The organism is Sphingopyxis sp. NJF-3 (assembly GCF_053514865.1).
On the sequence record NZ_CM130726.1, the window covers coordinates 2,037,126 to 2,051,069 of the forward strand.

The 13,944-nt window shown below is 65.6% G+C and carries 15 protein-coding genes and 1 tRNA gene; 7 read left to right on the forward strand and 9 right to left on the reverse strand.

Annotated features, from left to right (window positions below):
- Window positions 1–95 precede the first annotated feature (95 nt).
- On the reverse strand, window positions 96–1,691 hold the full coding sequence (locus tag ACOTSS_RS10055; protein WP_448688036.1) for a peptide chain release factor 3: 1,596 nt from the start codon (window positions 1,689–1,691) through the stop codon (window positions 96–98).
- A gap of 77 nt (window positions 1,692–1,768) precedes the next feature.
- Here ACOTSS_RS10055 and ACOTSS_RS10060 point away from each other — a divergent pair, with 77 nt between their 5' ends.
- Both ACOTSS_RS10060 and ACOTSS_RS10065 read left to right on the forward strand, forming a co-directional pair.
- Window positions 1,769–2,407, forward strand: a complete 639-nt coding sequence (locus ACOTSS_RS10060) for a hypothetical protein (protein ID WP_448688037.1) — start codon at window positions 1,769–1,771, stop codon at window positions 2,405–2,407.
- A 677-nt stretch (window positions 2,408–3,084) separates the two neighbouring features.
- Window positions 3,085–3,888: an enoyl-CoA hydratase-related protein gene (locus ACOTSS_RS10065; protein WP_448688038.1), complete on the forward strand. Its 804-nt coding sequence runs from the start codon at window positions 3,085–3,087 to the stop codon at window positions 3,886–3,888.
- A gap of 119 nt (window positions 3,889–4,007) precedes the next feature.
- On the opposite strand, the gene ACOTSS_RS10070 is transcribed toward ACOTSS_RS10065, so the two are convergent.
- The 3 genes from ACOTSS_RS10070 to ACOTSS_RS10080 form a co-directional block, all read right to left on the reverse strand.
- Window positions 4,008–4,610: an HD domain-containing protein gene (locus ACOTSS_RS10070; protein WP_448688039.1), complete on the reverse strand. Its 603-nt coding sequence runs from the start codon at window positions 4,608–4,610 to the stop codon at window positions 4,008–4,010.
- A 70-nt stretch (window positions 4,611–4,680) separates the two neighbouring features.
- Window positions 4,681–5,394, reverse strand: a complete 714-nt coding sequence (locus ACOTSS_RS10075; protein WP_448691327.1) for a hypothetical protein — start codon at window positions 5,392–5,394, stop codon at window positions 4,681–4,683.
- A complete protein-coding gene (locus ACOTSS_RS10080) occupies window positions 5,394–5,969 on the reverse strand; it encodes a hypothetical protein (RefSeq protein ID WP_448688040.1) in 576 nt (191 codons plus the stop codon). Before ACOTSS_RS10080 ends, ACOTSS_RS10075 begins: the two co-directional genes overlap by 1 nt.
- 133 nt (window positions 5,970–6,102) lie before the next feature.
- On the opposite strand from ACOTSS_RS10080, the gene ACOTSS_RS10085 reads away from it, so the two are divergent.
- Window positions 6,103–6,549, forward strand: a complete 447-nt coding sequence (locus ACOTSS_RS10085) for an RrF2 family transcriptional regulator (protein ID WP_448688041.1) — start codon at window positions 6,103–6,105, stop codon at window positions 6,547–6,549.
- Window positions 6,550–6,594: 45 nt separating this feature from the next.
- Here the strand turns inward: ACOTSS_RS10085 and ACOTSS_RS10090 are convergent, their stop codons facing one another.
- From ACOTSS_RS10090 to ACOTSS_RS10100, 3 genes are all read right to left on the reverse strand, one after another.
- Window positions 6,595–6,831 carry a hypothetical protein gene (locus ACOTSS_RS10090; protein ID WP_448688042.1) on the reverse strand — a complete coding sequence of 79 codons (237 nt, stop codon included), beginning with the start codon at window positions 6,829–6,831 and terminating at the stop codon, window positions 6,595–6,597.
- A gap of 167 nt (window positions 6,832–6,998) precedes the next feature.
- Window positions 6,999–7,074, reverse strand: a tRNA-Ala gene (locus ACOTSS_RS10095).
- A gap of 121 nt (window positions 7,075–7,195) precedes the next feature.
- Window positions 7,196–7,519 (reverse strand): FYDLN acid domain-containing protein, encoded by a 324-nt coding sequence (locus ACOTSS_RS10100; protein ID WP_448688043.1) that lies wholly within the window; start codon window positions 7,517–7,519, stop codon window positions 7,196–7,198.
- A gap of 125 nt (window positions 7,520–7,644) precedes the next feature.
- Here ACOTSS_RS10100 and aroA point away from each other — a divergent pair, with 125 nt between their 5' ends.
- The 4 genes from aroA (at window position 7,645) to ACOTSS_RS10120 (ending at window position 12,076) form a co-directional block, all read left to right on the forward strand.
- Complete coding sequence (gene aroA, locus ACOTSS_RS10105) at window positions 7,645–8,985, forward strand: 3-phosphoshikimate 1-carboxyvinyltransferase (RefSeq protein WP_448688044.1); 1,341 nt, start codon at window positions 7,645–7,647, stop codon at window positions 8,983–8,985.
- Entirely contained in the window at window positions 8,982–9,611 is a 630-nt protein-coding gene (locus ACOTSS_RS10110) for a (d)CMP kinase (RefSeq protein ID WP_448688045.1), read from the forward strand. The genes aroA and ACOTSS_RS10110 overlap by 4 nt, the downstream gene beginning before the upstream one ends.
- Window positions 9,612–9,889: 278 nt before the next feature.
- Window positions 9,890–11,599 carry a 30S ribosomal protein S1 gene (gene rpsA / locus ACOTSS_RS10115; protein WP_448688046.1) on the forward strand — a complete coding sequence of 570 codons (1,710 nt, stop codon included), beginning with the start codon at window positions 9,890–9,892 and terminating at the stop codon, window positions 11,597–11,599.
- A 198-nt stretch (window positions 11,600–11,797) separates the two neighbouring features.
- Entirely contained in the window at window positions 11,798–12,076 is a 279-nt protein-coding gene (locus ACOTSS_RS10120; protein ID WP_448688047.1) for an integration host factor subunit beta, read from the forward strand.
- 116 nt (window positions 12,077–12,192) lie between these two features.
- On the opposite strand, the gene ACOTSS_RS10125 is transcribed toward ACOTSS_RS10120, so the two are convergent.
- Both ACOTSS_RS10125 and ACOTSS_RS10130 read right to left on the reverse strand, forming a co-directional pair.
- On the reverse strand, window positions 12,193–12,960 hold the full coding sequence (locus ACOTSS_RS10125; protein ID WP_448688048.1) for an ABC transporter permease: 768 nt from the start codon (window positions 12,958–12,960) through the stop codon (window positions 12,193–12,195).
- Complete coding sequence (locus tag ACOTSS_RS10130) at window positions 12,957–13,898, reverse strand: ABC transporter ATP-binding protein (protein WP_448688049.1); 942 nt, start codon at window positions 13,896–13,898, stop codon at window positions 12,957–12,959. The genes ACOTSS_RS10125 and ACOTSS_RS10130 overlap by 4 nt, the downstream gene beginning before the upstream one ends.
- Window positions 13,899–13,944 lie beyond the last annotated feature (46 nt).

A 13,944-nucleotide genomic window follows, 5' to 3' on the forward strand; every position in this document is an offset into this window, starting at 1 on the left:
TGCGAGGAGCATAGCGACGAAGCAATCTCCAGCTATCGGAATGCACTTTCGATAGCTGGAGATTGCTTCGCTCCGCTCGCAATGACGGCCGATTTTTAGCTCGTCGCCGCGAACCGCCGCTCCTTGGTCGCCGTGAAGCGGATCGCCGGGTGGCGCTGGGTGACGTAGCCGACTTCCCACGCATCCTTCGCCATGAACACCGGCGCGCCGTCGCGGTCGGCGGCGCTGGCGCCGCGGTGATCGGCCTGGAACGCCTTGAGCGCCGCCGGGTCGTCGCTCGCGATCCAGCGCGCGGTGTCCCAGGGCGAGGCCTCGAGCTTGGCCTCGACCTTATACTCGGCCTCGAGCCGGCTGATCAGCACGTCGAGCTGCAACTGGCCGACCACGCCCACGATCATGTTCGACCCGATTTCGGGATAGAAGACCTGGATAATCCCCTCCTCGGCCATGTCGTCGAGTGCTTTCCTGAGCTGCTTGGTCTTGGTCGGGTCGACGAGCGCGACGCGGCGCAATATTTCGGGCGCGAAATTGGGCAGGCCGGTGATCGTGATATCGGTGCGTTCGGACAGCGTGTCGCCGACGCGCAGCGTGCCGTGGTTCGGGATGCCGATGATGTCGCCGGGGAAGGCCTCTTCGGCCATCTCGCGGTCCTGCGCGAGGAACAGCATCGGGCGGCTGATCGCGATCGCCTTGCCCGTCCCGCCCTGCATCAACCGCATCCCGCGCTCGAACTTGCCCGAGCAGAGGCGCATGAAGGCGATCCGGTCGCGGTGCGCGGGGTTCATGTTCGCCTGCACCTTGAACACGAAGCCGGTCACTGCATCGTCGCCGGGGCGCACCGGCGCGGGCTCGGCTGGCTGCGGCTGCGGCCCCGGCGCGTGGCTTCCGAGCGCCGCGAGCAGGTCGACGACCCCGAATTCCTTGAGCGCCGAGCCGAAATAGACCGGCGTCAGGTCGCCATTGCGGTAGGCCGCGACGTCGAACGGCGCGTAGCAGGCCGAGGCGAGTTCGGTCTCTTCCCTGAGATGCGCGAGCGCGTCGGCGCTGAGCTCGGCGGCCAGCGCCGCATCGTCCAGTCCCGCGACGCCGACGCGCTTCCCCTCATACATGCGCGAGGCGTCGCCGCCGGGTTTCATGATCGCGGGATCGACGAGGTCGTAGAGCCCCTCGAACTGCCCGCCCATGCCCGCGGGCCAGTTCATAGGACAGACGTCGAGCGCGAGCCGGTCGGCGACCTCGTCGAGCAGCTCGAACGGCGGCAGCCCCTCGCGGTCGACCTTGTTGACGAAGGTGATGATCGGCACCGAGCGCAGGCGGCATACCTCGAACAGCTTGAGCGTCTGCGGCTCGATGCCCTTCGCGGCGTCGATGACCATCACCGCGCTGTCGACCGCGGTCAGCGTGCGATAGGTGTCCTCGCTGAAATCCTCGTGCCCCGGCGTGTCGAGCAGGTTGAAGACGAGCCCGGCGTGCTCGAAGGTCATCACCGACGAGGTCACCGAAATGCCGCGCTGCTGTTCGATCTTCATCCAGTCCGACCGCGCGCGCCGCGCCGCGCCGCGCGCCTTCACCTCGCCCGCCATATGGATCGCGCCGCCCGCGACGAGCAGCTTTTCGGTCAGCGTCGTCTTGCCCGCGTCGGGGTGCGAGATGATGGCGAAGGTGCGGCGGTCGGGGTGCGTCTGGGACATGGCGCGGGCGCCTAGCAGGTGGAGCGGCGGGTGGAAAGGGCCTGGCATCCGCGGCGCGGCGCGCGCATGACCGGCGAATGCGAACCCTGCTTCTCGCCGCCGCGCTGCTGGCCGCCCCCGCCGCCGCGCAGGATTCCCCCTTCGTCGGCGAATACAGCATCGCCGAAGGGCCCGATGTCGGCGGCGGCCTCGTCATCCGCAATGACGGCCGCTTTCAATATATGCTTGCCGCGGGCGCGCTCGACGAACGCGCCGAGGGACGCTGGGAACCGCGCGGCGACACGATCTGCCTGACCACCGAGCCGAAGCCGGTACCACCAGCGATTTCGAAGGGCACGCCCGGCGAGATCGACGGCGCGGTGCCCACCATCGTCGTCACCTGGCCGAATGGCCGGACTGTCGCGGGGGTCGATTTCACGATCGGTTTCGACAGCGGCGCCCCGATCGACGGCTATACCCAATATGACGGCTGGACGATGCCCGACGAAGACCAGCGCATCCCGCGCTGGGTCGAGGTGCGCGAGCCGATCTACGGCATCACCGCACCGCGCTTCGTGCTGACCGAGGTTGACGGCGGCAAGCTGCACGTGATCATCGAGCCCAACGACATCGGCGTCGTCGATTTCGAAGGCGCCTGCGTCGAAAGGACCGAACGCGGCCTGACGCTGCACCGCGCGGAGGGCGATATGCGGTTCGTGCGGCTGGGCGAGGATTAGAATTGCGGGCCAGGGCCGCTTTGGGGTGGAAATCTGCCCTGCCTTCTTGCGTTATCGCAGCTTGGATCCCGGGGGCTGGTTGGCGCAAGGAGCGCGTGGTCATTCCAAAGTTCAGGAAAGTTCAGCCTATTGCATACCCAATCGGGGCCTTGAGGAGCGCTGAGCGCGCCTGGTACGCCTCGCCGTGGCCGCCCCCGCAAGCTGGACCGTCATCGCTTTTATCCACCAAATGAAAGAGCCGGATACAAAACTGGCACAGCCCGATAATGTAGGAAAGGCCTATTTGACGCCGATGCCTGCTTTGGGGTGGGGAGGTGACATCCAAGCTCGTCATGCTGAACTTGTTTCAGCATCCATGGCCAGACCTCTCGTTCGATGCCGCGTCGAAGTAGACGGCAGGCCATGGACCCTGAAACAAGTTCAGGGTGACGGTGGTGAAATGGCTGCCTCCGGTCGGTTTTAGACATTCGTCATCCCGGGCCTGATCCGGGATCCATGACGACGGTGCAGCTATGGATCCCGGATCAAGTCCGGGATGGCAATCAAAATAATGTCGTCTTCCGGTCGACAACGGATGCTGCGCTTTCGCTCGCCCTGCCCTCTTGCGCTCCCCCTCCAAATGCGCCAAAACTTTACGTGAACGTAAAGGTAAAGCACCCGCGAGAGGATTCTTCCCCATGACCGACACCCCCAGCTTCGACACGATCCGGTTCGAGGTCGCCGACCATGTCGCGACGATCACCCTGAACCGCCCCGAACGGCTCAATTCGATGCCGCCCGCGATGGCCGACGATATCCGCACCGCGTTCGACTATCTCTCCCTGTTCGGCGCGCGCGCGCTGCTGATCACCGGCGAGGGCCGCGGCTTCTGCTCGGGCGCGGATCTGGCGGGCGACCGCAGCGCGTCGGCGGTCGGCGGCGGCGCGAACAGCCGCAAGGCGCTGCGCAACCACTATAATCCGATGCTGCTCGCGCTCGCGAACCTCGACATTCCGGTCGTCGTCGCGGTCAACGGCCCCGCCGCAGGCGTCGGCTGCAGCTTTGCCCTGTCGGGCGACTTCACCCTCGCGGGCAAGAGCGCCTATTTCCTGCAGGCTTTCGTCAACATCGGTCTCGTCCCCGACGGCGGCTCGTCGTGGATCCTGCCGCGCCTGATCGGCCTGCCGCGCGCGACGCAGATGATGATGCTGGGCGAGAAGATTTCGGGCGAGCAGGCGGCCGAATGGGGCATGGTGTATAAATGCGTCGAGGACGACCAGTTGCTGGCCGAAGCGCGCGCGCTCGCCGCGCGCCTCGCGAGCGGCCCGACCGTCGCGCTCGGCACGATGCGCAAGGTGCTGCGCGCCGGCCTGTCGCAAAGCTATGCCGACACGCTCGACGGCGAGGCGACGGGTCAGTTCATCGCGGGCAACAGCGCCGATGCGATGGAAGGCATTCTGGCGTTCCAGCAGAAGCGCAAGACCGAGTTCAAGGGGAAGTGAGGCTCGGCTAAATATGCTCGTCACCCCGGCGAAGGCCGGGGTCTCGCCGTTGGCTTTATAAACCTAGGGCGAGACCCCGGCCTTCGCCGGGGTGACGATCTGGTTAGGCGCAGAGGTATCTACCCCGCCGCTTCCTCGACCATCACCTTCTTGTAGATGCTCGTGCGCGGATAAGAGCAGAGCCGCGTCACCATCGGCTCGAAAAATTCGAGCGGCTCGCTGTCATAATCGGGGTCGAACGCCGGCGCGTCGTATTTTTCGCAGAATTCGGCGCACGCCGCATAGTGCGGGCTATCGCGGAACTGGTCGCGCATGTCGCGGTCGAGGCCGAGATAGTGGAAGAAATAATGACCCTGGAAGATGCCGTGGTGCTGGACGATCCACAGATTTTCCTCGGACAGAAAGGGTTTCAATATCGCCGCGGCGACGTCGGGGTGGTTGAATGCGCCGAGCGTGTCGCCGATGTCGTGGAGCAGCGCCATCACGACATATTCCTCGTCGCGGCCATCCCTGTGCGCCCGCGTCGCGGTTTGCAGGCAATGTTCGAGCCGGTCGACCGGAAAGCCGCCATAATCGCCGCCGAGCAGCTTCAGATGGTCGAGGATGCGCTTGCCATTGTTCGGCGCGAACTCCTTTTGCTCGCGCGCGATAATGTCCCAATCATCCTGCGTGCCGTCGATCATCGATCGGAATTTGGCGTGGTCGTGCGTCATCTCGTTCATGGCCGGCTCTCCCGATTGTCGCCGGCCAGTCTACGCCACGCGTTGCACTTTGCAACCTTCGACTGGACGCTCAGCCGCCGGCCGTGTCGCTGCTGTCGACGCCATATTTCAGCGCCTCCTCGTGCGTCAGGCAGCGGCGGGTCGACTGATCGGGGCCGCTGCCCTTCACCGCCTTCTGCTGATACATCACGTCGGTCAGCAGCTTGCGCGACACGCCCATCCGGATCAGGAAATCATTGTCCTCGCTCGCGAGCAGCGCCGCGTCCTGTTCGACGTCGCCGATCAGTTCGGTCGTGGCGTCGGTGCCCATCGCGACGCTCATGTCGATCGCGCCGCGGTCGCCGGTGCGCGTGAACATGTGGACGATGAACAGCCCGCCCGGATCGACGTAGCGCGGGATGCCGCCCATGAAGACGAAATTGCAGGCGCTGAAACAGGCCCAGCCCGACGGGATGCGTGTCGTGATGCCCATGTTCGACCGGATCACCCGCCCCGCCGCATTGCCCGCGCGCGCGTCGCCGCCAGGAGAACTCAGCCAGATTTCGGTGATGTCGGGATGGGCGGCAAGGGTCGCCTTGAGCCGGTCGGGCAGCCCCGCGTCGACGCGCCCTTCGGCGAGCAGTACCTTGACGCCGCTACGCTCGACCGGCGTCAGCACCATCGTCGGGTTGGTCGACCAGTTGGGGTGGAGCGGACAGGTCGGGTTCGCGGGATCCTTCGCGGGCGTCGCGCCGAGCGTCGCCAGCGCCGCCAGACCCAGCGCAAGACGCGCCGCCCGCTTCATCACGCCTGCGCCAGCGTGTAGCGCGGCTGGCCGGGTTCGCGGCACATACGCTTGGTCGCGCGCGTCTCCTCGCCGTCGACGATGATGAAGTCCGTGACGTTGATGCACTGCCGCCCGCCCGCCTCGTCGTTACGCGCGATGACCGTCGACGATCCGCTGACGCCCTCGCGCGTTTCGCTCGTCCAGTTCGCGGTCGACCCGACCGCCTCGCCGCGAACCGCGTCTTCGGTCGCCTTGGCTGCCTGCACCTGTTCGGCCGGATCGAGCTTGCAGGCGATGGCGTTGGTCAGCGTGTCGCTGACCTCGGCGATCGGCACATAGCTGTAGACGCCGGCCTTGCTCGCGGCATCGCCGATCGCCTCGTTCAATATGCCGCCCAGAATATTGCGGCCCGCGCGGCTGCCCTTCTTGCCCTTGGGGCAGCCGCCATTGTCCTCGCTGCTGTCGGGGCTCGGCGATGGCGTCGGCGTAGGGGTCGCCACCTTGCGCAATATGCCGCCGAACTGCGCCTGCGCCGGCGTCACGGTCAACGCCGCGATCGCCGCCCAGGCGGGGAAGAAATAGGATCGTCGCATGCACCGCTCCCGGACCTGTTGAGGCCTTGCTTATAACGGCGAAACTAGTCGCCGCTGTGATTTCGATCAATGGCGCAAAAGATTGTCATGCCAGCAGGTTGAAATTGTCGCCGAACTGGCTCAGACAGCGGCCATGCTCTCGCAGAAGACCCGCTATACCATCCGCGCCTTCCAGCACCTCGCCGACCATTGGGGCAAGGGGCAGGTGCAGCTTGCGGACATTGCGGAGGCGCAGAACATCCCGCCCAAATTCCTGACCGTCATCCTGTCGGAAATGGCGCGCGAGGGGCTGCTGATCTCGCAGCGCGGACGCGATGGCGGCTATCAGCTCGCACTGCCCCCGATCGACATCAGCTATGGCGATCTGGTGCGATTGACGCGCGGCTCGCTCGCGCTGGTGCCCTGCGCGAGCCGCAACGCGCACGAGCATTGCAAGAATTGCCTGCCCGAAAAGGAATGCCGGATGCGCAGCCTGATGCTGAAGGTCCGCGACGACACCGCCGCGATCCTCGACCGCATCTCGCTCGCCGATCCGATCCGCATGGAAGCGGTGTTCGAAACGGAAGACGCCGCGCAATAGCGCGGCGTCGCCCTTGATCGCTGATTCGATCGCGTGTCGGGCCGGTCAGGGGCTGACCGGCGAATCGTCGTCGTTGCTCGCAATGATGATGATCGCGGTCACGCCGGCCAGCAGGCCGAGGAGGCCGATCAGCCAGCCCGAATTGCCCTCGAGCCGATTCTGGCCGCTGCTCGCCGACACCGCGGACACGTCGTTATAGGCCTGCGCCGCCGAGGCCGTGACCGGCGCGACGACCATCGATGTCGCCACAAGCGCGAGCGCGGCTTTCTTGAACAGGGTCATGTCATTCTCCGTTTGTTGGAACCGTTCCGTCCGCCGAAGTAACGAACATATGTGACAGTCGATCCACGCCGCAGCCTCGACTCGACGACAAATCGGCACGGCATGTGGCGGATGGAGAATGAGTCACGATGATCTGTAGGAGGCGCCCTATCGCGCCAAGAGGGAAATGGTGGAGCCTACCGGGATCGAACCGGTGACCTCTACAATGCCATTGTAGCGCTCTCCCAGCTGAGCTAAGGCCCCGTGCCATTTCGCAGGATCGCCCTGGGTGGTGCGATCGGGACGCCGCCTTTACCAGCGCGCGCCTCATATGCAAGGGGCCAAATGCATCGTGCGATGCTTTTTTGGCCCCCCGCCCGTTTGGTCAGCTTTCGTCGTCCTCATCGTCGCCGGTCGCGACGCCCAGATCGTCGTCGCCGCCGAGGTCGACGTCATTGTCCGGCGAATCGCTATCCTCGTCGACGTCGACGTCCAGATCCAGATCGTCGTCCGATTCGGTTTCCTTGGCCGGCTTGCCGGGTTTTTCAACCTCTTCGAACGGCATCGGCTGCTTCGATTTCAGCACCGATTCCGGGATCCAGGCATAACCGCAATTGATGCAGGTGACCGGATCGTCGTTGGTCAGATCATAGAATCGCGTGGCGCATTTCGGGCAGCTGCGTTTCGTGCCCCATTCAGCCTTTATCATACAAGCCTCTTAAACATCTGAAAACAGGTAGGAAATTTTGGAAGAAAATCGGCATTCCGTGGCCGATCCGTCAAATCGGCGTGCGCCTTGCCAGATTGTCGGGCCGCTGTCAAAAGCGCCGCGCAATGACCCATCCCGACCCCACCCCGCGCCGCTTTTCCGCTTCCCCGCCGCTCACCGGCCGGATCGCCATTCCCGGCGACAAGAGCATCTCGCATCGCGCGCTGATGCTGTCGGCGCTCGCAGTGGGGACGAGCCGCGTCACCGGTCTGCTCGAAGGCCATGACGTGCTCGCCACCGCTGCGGCGATGCGCGCGATGGGGGCGAACATCGAGCGCACCGGCGAAGGCGCCTGGAACATCGACGGCGTCGGCGTCGGCAGCCTGCTCCAGCCGACGGGCGCGCTCGACATGGGGAACAGCGGCACTTCGACCCGCCTCCTCATGGGCCTCGTCGCGAGCCACCCGATCACCGTCACCTTCACCGGCGATGCCAGCCTGTCGGGGCGACCGATGGGCCGGGTCATCGACCCGCTCTCGCAGATGGGGGCCGACATCTCGGCCTCGCCGGGGGCCAAGGGGACCCGGACTCTGCCGCTGATGGTCCGCGGCCTCGCCCCCGCCATCCCCCTCGCCTATCGCCTGCCGATGGCCTCGGCGCAGGTGAAGAGCGCCGTGCTGCTCGCGGGGCTCAACACGCCGGGCATCACCGAAGTGATCGAGCCCGTCCCGACGCGCGACCACAGCGAGCGGATGCTGCGCGGCTTCGGCGCCGATCTCAGCGTCGAGACCGACGCCGACGGCACCCGCCACATCCGCCTCCACGGGGAGGCCGAGCTCAAGCCGCAGGCGATCGTCGTGCCCGGCGACCCCTCGTCGGCCGCCTTCTTCATCGTCGCGGCGCTGCTCGTCCCCGGCTCGGACGTCACCATCGCGAATGTCGGGCTCAACCCCACCCGCGCCGGCCTCGTCGAGGTGCTGCAGGCGATGGGCGGCGACATTACCCTGCTCGATGCGCGCGAAGTCGGCGGCGAGCCCGTCGCCGACCTGCGGGTCCGCCATAGCGTCTTGAAGGGCATCGAGGTCGATCCGGCGGTCGCCCCGAGCATGATCGACGAATACCCGATCCTCTTCGTCGCCGCCGCGCTCGCCGAAGGGCGCACGGTGACGACCGGCCTCGACGAACTGCGCGTCAAGGAAAGCGACCGGCTGGCGGTGATGGCGGCGGGGCTGGCGGCGATCGGCGCGCGCGTCGAGGAAAGCGAGGACGGCCTGATCATCGAGGGCAGCGGCGGCGCCCCCCTCGCAGGCGGCGCGACCATCGCCGGCCATCTCGACCACCGCATCTGCATGAGCTTCGCGATCGCGGGCCTCGTCAGCAAGGCGCCGGTCACGATCGACGACATGGCGCCGGTCGCGACGAGCTTCCCCAATTTCGAGGCGCTGCTCGAAGGACTGCAGGGGTGATCATCGCCGTCGACGGCCCCACCGCGTCGGGCAAGGGCACAATCGCGCGCGCGCTCGCGGCGCATTTCGGCCTGCCGGTGCTCGACACGGGGCTGCTCTATCGCGCCGTCGGCTATCAGACGCAGCTCAATCACGGGGACCCCGACGATGCGCGCGACGCCTTCGCCGCCTGCGATTTTCCGGGCAGCCTGCTGGACGATCCGGCGCTGCGCTACGAAAGCACCGGCAGCCTCGCGAGCCGCGTATCGGTGCACCCGGAGGTCCGCAAGGCACTGTTCCAGCGCCAGGTCGACTTCGCGAACCAGCCCGGGGGCGCGGTGCTCGACGGGCGCGACATCGGCACGGTGATCGCGCCGCATGCCGACGCCAAGCTGTTCGTCACCGCGAGCCCCGAGGAGCGCGCGCGCCGCCGCCATGCCGAGATGCTGGGCCGCGGCGTCGAGGTTACCTACGACGCCGTGCTCGCCGACATCCACGCCCGCGACGCGCGCGATACCGGCCGCGCCGACGCGCCGCTGCTTCGCGCCGAGGACGCGTTGCTGCTCGACAATACGGCGCTCGATCGCGCGGCGGCCATCGCCGCTGCGATCGCCTTCGTCGAAGGCAAGGTCGGCGCGCGCGGCTGAGTTTGCCGCTTTCGCCTTGCTCGCGGCGCCCGATGCGACTATATGCGCCGCGTCCAACGGGCGATTTCGCCGGTTGCGGCACAGCTTGGCCGCCGCTCGATACGGGCGTCGGGCGTGACGGGGCGCACCTGTCGCGCCCTTTTTGCTTTGCCTGTGTCCTGCCGCGACGCCGTCCCCGCGGATGTCCCGCCCCGCATCCGGCGGACGGGACGGATCGGCCACAAGACCAGCGGACCCAACCGCTTGGCCGGAACAAATGAAGTAAGGAAGACACATCTATGGCCACTACGGCTTTTCCGACGCGCGACGATTTCGCCGCGATGCTCGATGAATCGCTGGGCGGCGCCGACGGCGGCTTTGAAGGCCGCGTCGTCAAGGGCACCGTGACCGGCATCGAAAACGACCTGGCAGTGATCGACATCGGCCTGAAGAGCGAAGGCCGCGTGCCGCTTCGCGAATTCGCGATGCCGGGCCAGAAGGCCGATCTGAAGATCGGCGACGAAGTCGAAGTCTATGTCGACCGCGTCGAGAACGCCAATGGCGAAACCATGCTGTCCCGCGACCGCGCCCGCCGCGAAGCCGCCTGGGACCGCCTCGAAGAAGAATTCAACAAGGAAGCCCGCGTCGAAGGCGTCATCTTCGGCCGCGTCAAGGGCGGCTTCACCGTCGACCTCGGCGGCGCCGTGGCGTTCCTTCCGGGTTCGCAGGTCGACATCCGCCCGGTGCGCGACGTCGGCCCGCTCATGGACCTGCCGCAGCCCTTCCAGATTCTCAAGATGGATCGCCGCCGCGGCAACATCGTCGTGTCGCGTCGCGCCATCCTCGAGGAAACGCGCGCCGAACAGCGTTCGGGCCTGATCCAGAACCTCGAAGAGGGTCAGATCATCGAAGGCGCGGTCAAGAACATCACCGATTACGGTGCGTTCGTCGACCTCGGCGGCATCGACGGCCTGCTCCATGTCACCGACATGAGCTACAAGCGCGTCAACCACCCGAGCGAAGTCATCAACATCGGTGACACCGTCCGCGTCCAGATCATCCGCATCAACCGCGACACACAGCGCATCAGCCTCGGCATGAAGCAGCTCGAAAGCGATCCGTGGGAAGGCGTCGCCGCCAAATATCCGGTCGGCGCGAAGCTCACCGGAACGGTCACGAACATCACCGATTACGGCGCGTTCGTCGAGCTGGAGCCCGGCATCGAAGGCCTGGTCCACGTCAGCGAAATGTCGTGGGTCAAGAAGAACGTCCACCCCGGCAAGATCGTCTCGACCAGCCAGGAAGTCGACGTCATCGTCCTCGAAGTCGACAGCGAAAAGCGCCGCATTTCGCTCGGCCTCAAGCAGGCGCAGTCGAACCCCTGGGGCGCCTTTGCAGAGGCTCACCCGGTCGGCTCGGTCGTCGAGGGCGAAGTCAAGAATGCGACCGAATTCGGTCTGTTCGTCGGCCTGCCCGGCGACGTCGACGGCATGGTCCACATGTCGGACATCGCCTGGGGCATCTCGGGCGAGGAAGCGCTGCATCTCCACCGCAAGGGCGAGCAGGTGCAGGTCGTCGTTCTCGACGTCGACGTCGAGAAGGAACGCATCAGCCTCGGCATCAAGCAGCTTGAAAAGGGCGCTCCCGCCGTCGGCGCCGGCGCCGGTGCGGGTTCGCTGAAGAAGAACGACGTCGTCACCGTCACCGTCCTCGAAGTCCGCGACAACGGCCTCGAGGTCCAGGCGGGCGACGATGGCGCGACCGGCTTCATCAAGCGCGCCGACCTCGGCCGCGACCGCGACGAGCAGCGCCCCGACCGCTATCAGGTCGGCCAGAAGTTCGACGCGATGGTCGCCGGCTTCGACCGCTCGAAAAAGCCGAACTTCTCGGTCAAGGCGATGCAGATCGCCGAAGAGAAGCAGGCCGTCGCGCAGTATGGCTCGTCGGACTCGGGTGCGTCGCTCGGCGACATCCTCGGCGAGGCGCTGAAGGCGGGCAAGAAGGGCTGACCCTTCCCCCCTTCGACGAAATGACGGAAAGGCCCGCCGAGTGTCCCTCGGCGGGCCTTTTTCGTCGAGCTATATATTTTGATCGGAACCCGATTCATGGTAGGTTCTGCGCGCGTTGGGAGGGGTCTCACGCAATCGAGCCGGCAACGACCGGATATCCCCGCCACGGCGGGACAGGCGTGATAATAGGGGAAGCAGATGATCCGGTCGGAACTGGTTCAAAAGATCGCCAGCGAAAACAGCGATTTGCGCCTCGAAGAGGTGGAAAGAATCGTCGATGTTTTCTTCGATTCCATCGTCGACCAGCTGGCCGCCGGCGGCCGCGTGGAATTGCGCGGTTTCGGGGCATTTTCGACGCGCAGCCGCGACTCGCGCACCGGCCGCAATCCGCGCACCGGCACCCCCGTCGCGGTGAAGGCCAAGAGCGTGCCTTATTTCAAGCCGGGCAAGGAAATGCGCGAGCGGTTGAACGACTGACGGTCGGTAATCTCGGCGTTTCAAAAATCGTCATTGCGAGCGCAGCGAAGCAATCTCCAGTTCGATGGCTGGAGATTGCTTCGCTGCGCTCGCAATGACGATGAGCTGCACTCGCCTCAATTCTTCAACCGGTATCCCGTCCGGAACATCCAGAAGATCACGCCGAGGCACAGCGCCAGGAACAGCGCGACCGCGCCCATGCTCACCTCGATCGCGACGTCGCCCTGCCCGAAGAAGGTCCAGCGAAAGCCGCTGATCAGATAAACGACGGGGTTGAACAGCGTCACCGCCTGCCACGCCTTCGGCAGCATATCGAGCGAATAGAAGGCGCCGCCCAGAAAGGTCAGCGGATAGACGACGAGCATCGGGATCACCTGCAGCTGCTCGAAACTCTGCGCCCAGATGCCGATAATGAAGCCGAAGAGGCAGAAGGTCACTGCCATCAGGATCATGAACGCCGCCATCAGCAGCGGGTGCGCGACCTCTACGTCGACGAACAGATGCGCGGTCGCGAAGATGATCGACCCGATGATCACCGACTTGGTCGCCGCCGCGCCGACATAGGCGATCAGCAGTTCGAGCGGCGACATCGGCGCCGACAGCATCTCGTAGATCGTCCCGGTCCATTTGGGCATGTAGATTCCGAACGACGAATTGCTGATGCTTTCGGTGAACATCGTCAGCATCATCAGCCCGGGCACGATGAACGCGCCATAGGGCACCGTGCTGACCTCGCTCATCCGGCTGCCGATCGCCGAGCCGAAGACGACGAAATAGAGTGCGGTGGTGATCACCGGCAGGATCAGGCTGGTCCAGAAGGTCCGCCCGAAGCGCGCCATCTCGAACTGATAGATCGCGCGGATGCCGCGGAAATTCGAAATCATACCGCCTGCTCCGCCTTCGTCTCGTGCACCAGCCCGACGAAAATATCCTCGAGCGAACTCTGCTTCGTGTGCAGGTCCTTGAAGCCGATACCGAGGTCGCTCATCCGCCGCAGCAGCGACGGCACCCCTGTCGCCTCGGCCTGGCTGTCGAATTCATAGACCAGTTCGTGCCCCTCGCCCGCGAGTTCGAGCCGCCATTCGCCGAGCTCGGCGGGGATCGCCGTCATCGGTTCGGCGAGGTTGAGGGTCAGCGTCTTGCGCCCGAGCTTCTTGATCAGCGCGTTCTTCTCCTCGACCAGGATCAGCCTGCCCTTGCTGATCACCCCGACGCGGTCGGCCATTTCCTCGGCCTCCTCGATATAATGGGTCGTCAGGATGATCGTGACGCCGCGCTCGCGAAGCCCGTGCACCATGGTCCACATGTCGCGGCGCAGCTCGACGTCGACCCCCGCGGTCGGCTCGTCGAGGAAGAGGATTTCGGGTTCGTGGGAGAGCGCCTTCGCGATCATCACGCGGCGCTTCATCCCGCCAGACAATTCCATGATCTTCGCATCGCGCTTGTCCCACAGCGACAGGTCGCGAAGCAACCGCTCGATGAAGGCGGGATCGCGCCGCTTGCCGAACAACCCGCGCGAGAAGTTGACCGTCGCCAGCACCGTCTCGAACGCGTCGGTGTGCAGTTCCTGCGGCACCAGCCCGATCATCGAGCGCGCGGCGCGATAATCGCGAAGATGGTCGCGCCCCGCCACCGTCACCGTGCCTGCGCTGGGCATCACGATGCCGCACACGATGCTGATCAGCGTCGTCTTACCCGCCCCGTTCGGCCCGAGCAGCGCGAAAATCTCGCCCTTCGCGATGTCGAGATCGACGCCGCTCAGCGCCTGGTGGCCGCTCTTGTATGTTTTGCCGAGGCCGGAGATGGAGAGCACGGGTTGCATGGCGGCATGCTCTACCCGAGCCCATGGGCGCGGGAAAGCCGCAAAC

What these genes read in the sequence shown, in the direction of transcription:
- rpsA (WP_448688046.1), top strand. Translation starts at nt 9,890, where the DNA reads ATGGCCACTACGGCTTTTCCGACGCGCGACGATTTCGCCGCGATGCTC.
- ACOTSS_RS10065 (WP_448688038.1), top strand. Translation starts at nt 3,085, where the DNA reads ATGACCGACACCCCCAGCTTCGACACGATCCGGTTCGAGGTCGCCGAC.
- ACOTSS_RS10090 (WP_448688042.1), bottom strand. Translation starts at nt 6,831, where the DNA reads ATGACCCTGTTCAAGAAAGCCGCGCTCGCGCTTGTGGCGACATCGATG.
- ACOTSS_RS10080 (WP_448688040.1), bottom strand. Translation starts at nt 5,969, where the DNA reads ATGCGACGATCCTATTTCTTCCCCGCCTGGGCGGCGATCGCGGCGTTG.
- ACOTSS_RS10125 (WP_448688048.1), bottom strand. Translation starts at nt 12,960, where the DNA reads ATGATTTCGAATTTCCGCGGCATCCGCGCGATCTATCAGTTCGAGATG.
- ACOTSS_RS10100 (WP_448688043.1), bottom strand. Translation starts at nt 7,519, where the DNA reads ATGATAAAGGCTGAATGGGGCACGAAACGCAGCTGCCCGAAATGCGCC.
- aroA (WP_448688044.1), top strand. Translation starts at nt 7,645, where the DNA reads ATGACCCATCCCGACCCCACCCCGCGCCGCTTTTCCGCTTCCCCGCCG.
- ACOTSS_RS10060 (WP_448688037.1), top strand. Translation starts at nt 1,769, where the DNA reads ATGCGAACCCTGCTTCTCGCCGCCGCGCTGCTGGCCGCCCCCGCCGCC.
- ACOTSS_RS10130 (WP_448688049.1), bottom strand. Translation starts at nt 13,898, where the DNA reads ATGCAACCCGTGCTCTCCATCTCCGGCCTCGGCAAAACATACAAGAGC.
- ACOTSS_RS10070 (WP_448688039.1), bottom strand. Translation starts at nt 4,610, where the DNA reads ATGAACGAGATGACGCACGACCACGCCAAATTCCGATCGATGATCGAC.
- ACOTSS_RS10085 (WP_448688041.1), top strand. Translation starts at nt 6,103, where the DNA reads ATGCTCTCGCAGAAGACCCGCTATACCATCCGCGCCTTCCAGCACCTC.
- ACOTSS_RS10120 (WP_448688047.1), top strand. Translation starts at nt 11,798, where the DNA reads ATGATCCGGTCGGAACTGGTTCAAAAGATCGCCAGCGAAAACAGCGAT.
- ACOTSS_RS10055 (WP_448688036.1), bottom strand. Translation starts at nt 1,691, where the DNA reads ATGTCCCAGACGCACCCCGACCGCCGCACCTTCGCCATCATCTCGCAC.
- ACOTSS_RS10075 (WP_448691327.1), bottom strand. Translation starts at nt 5,394, where the DNA reads ATGAAGCGGGCGGCGCGTCTTGCGCTGGGTCTGGCGGCGCTGGCGACG.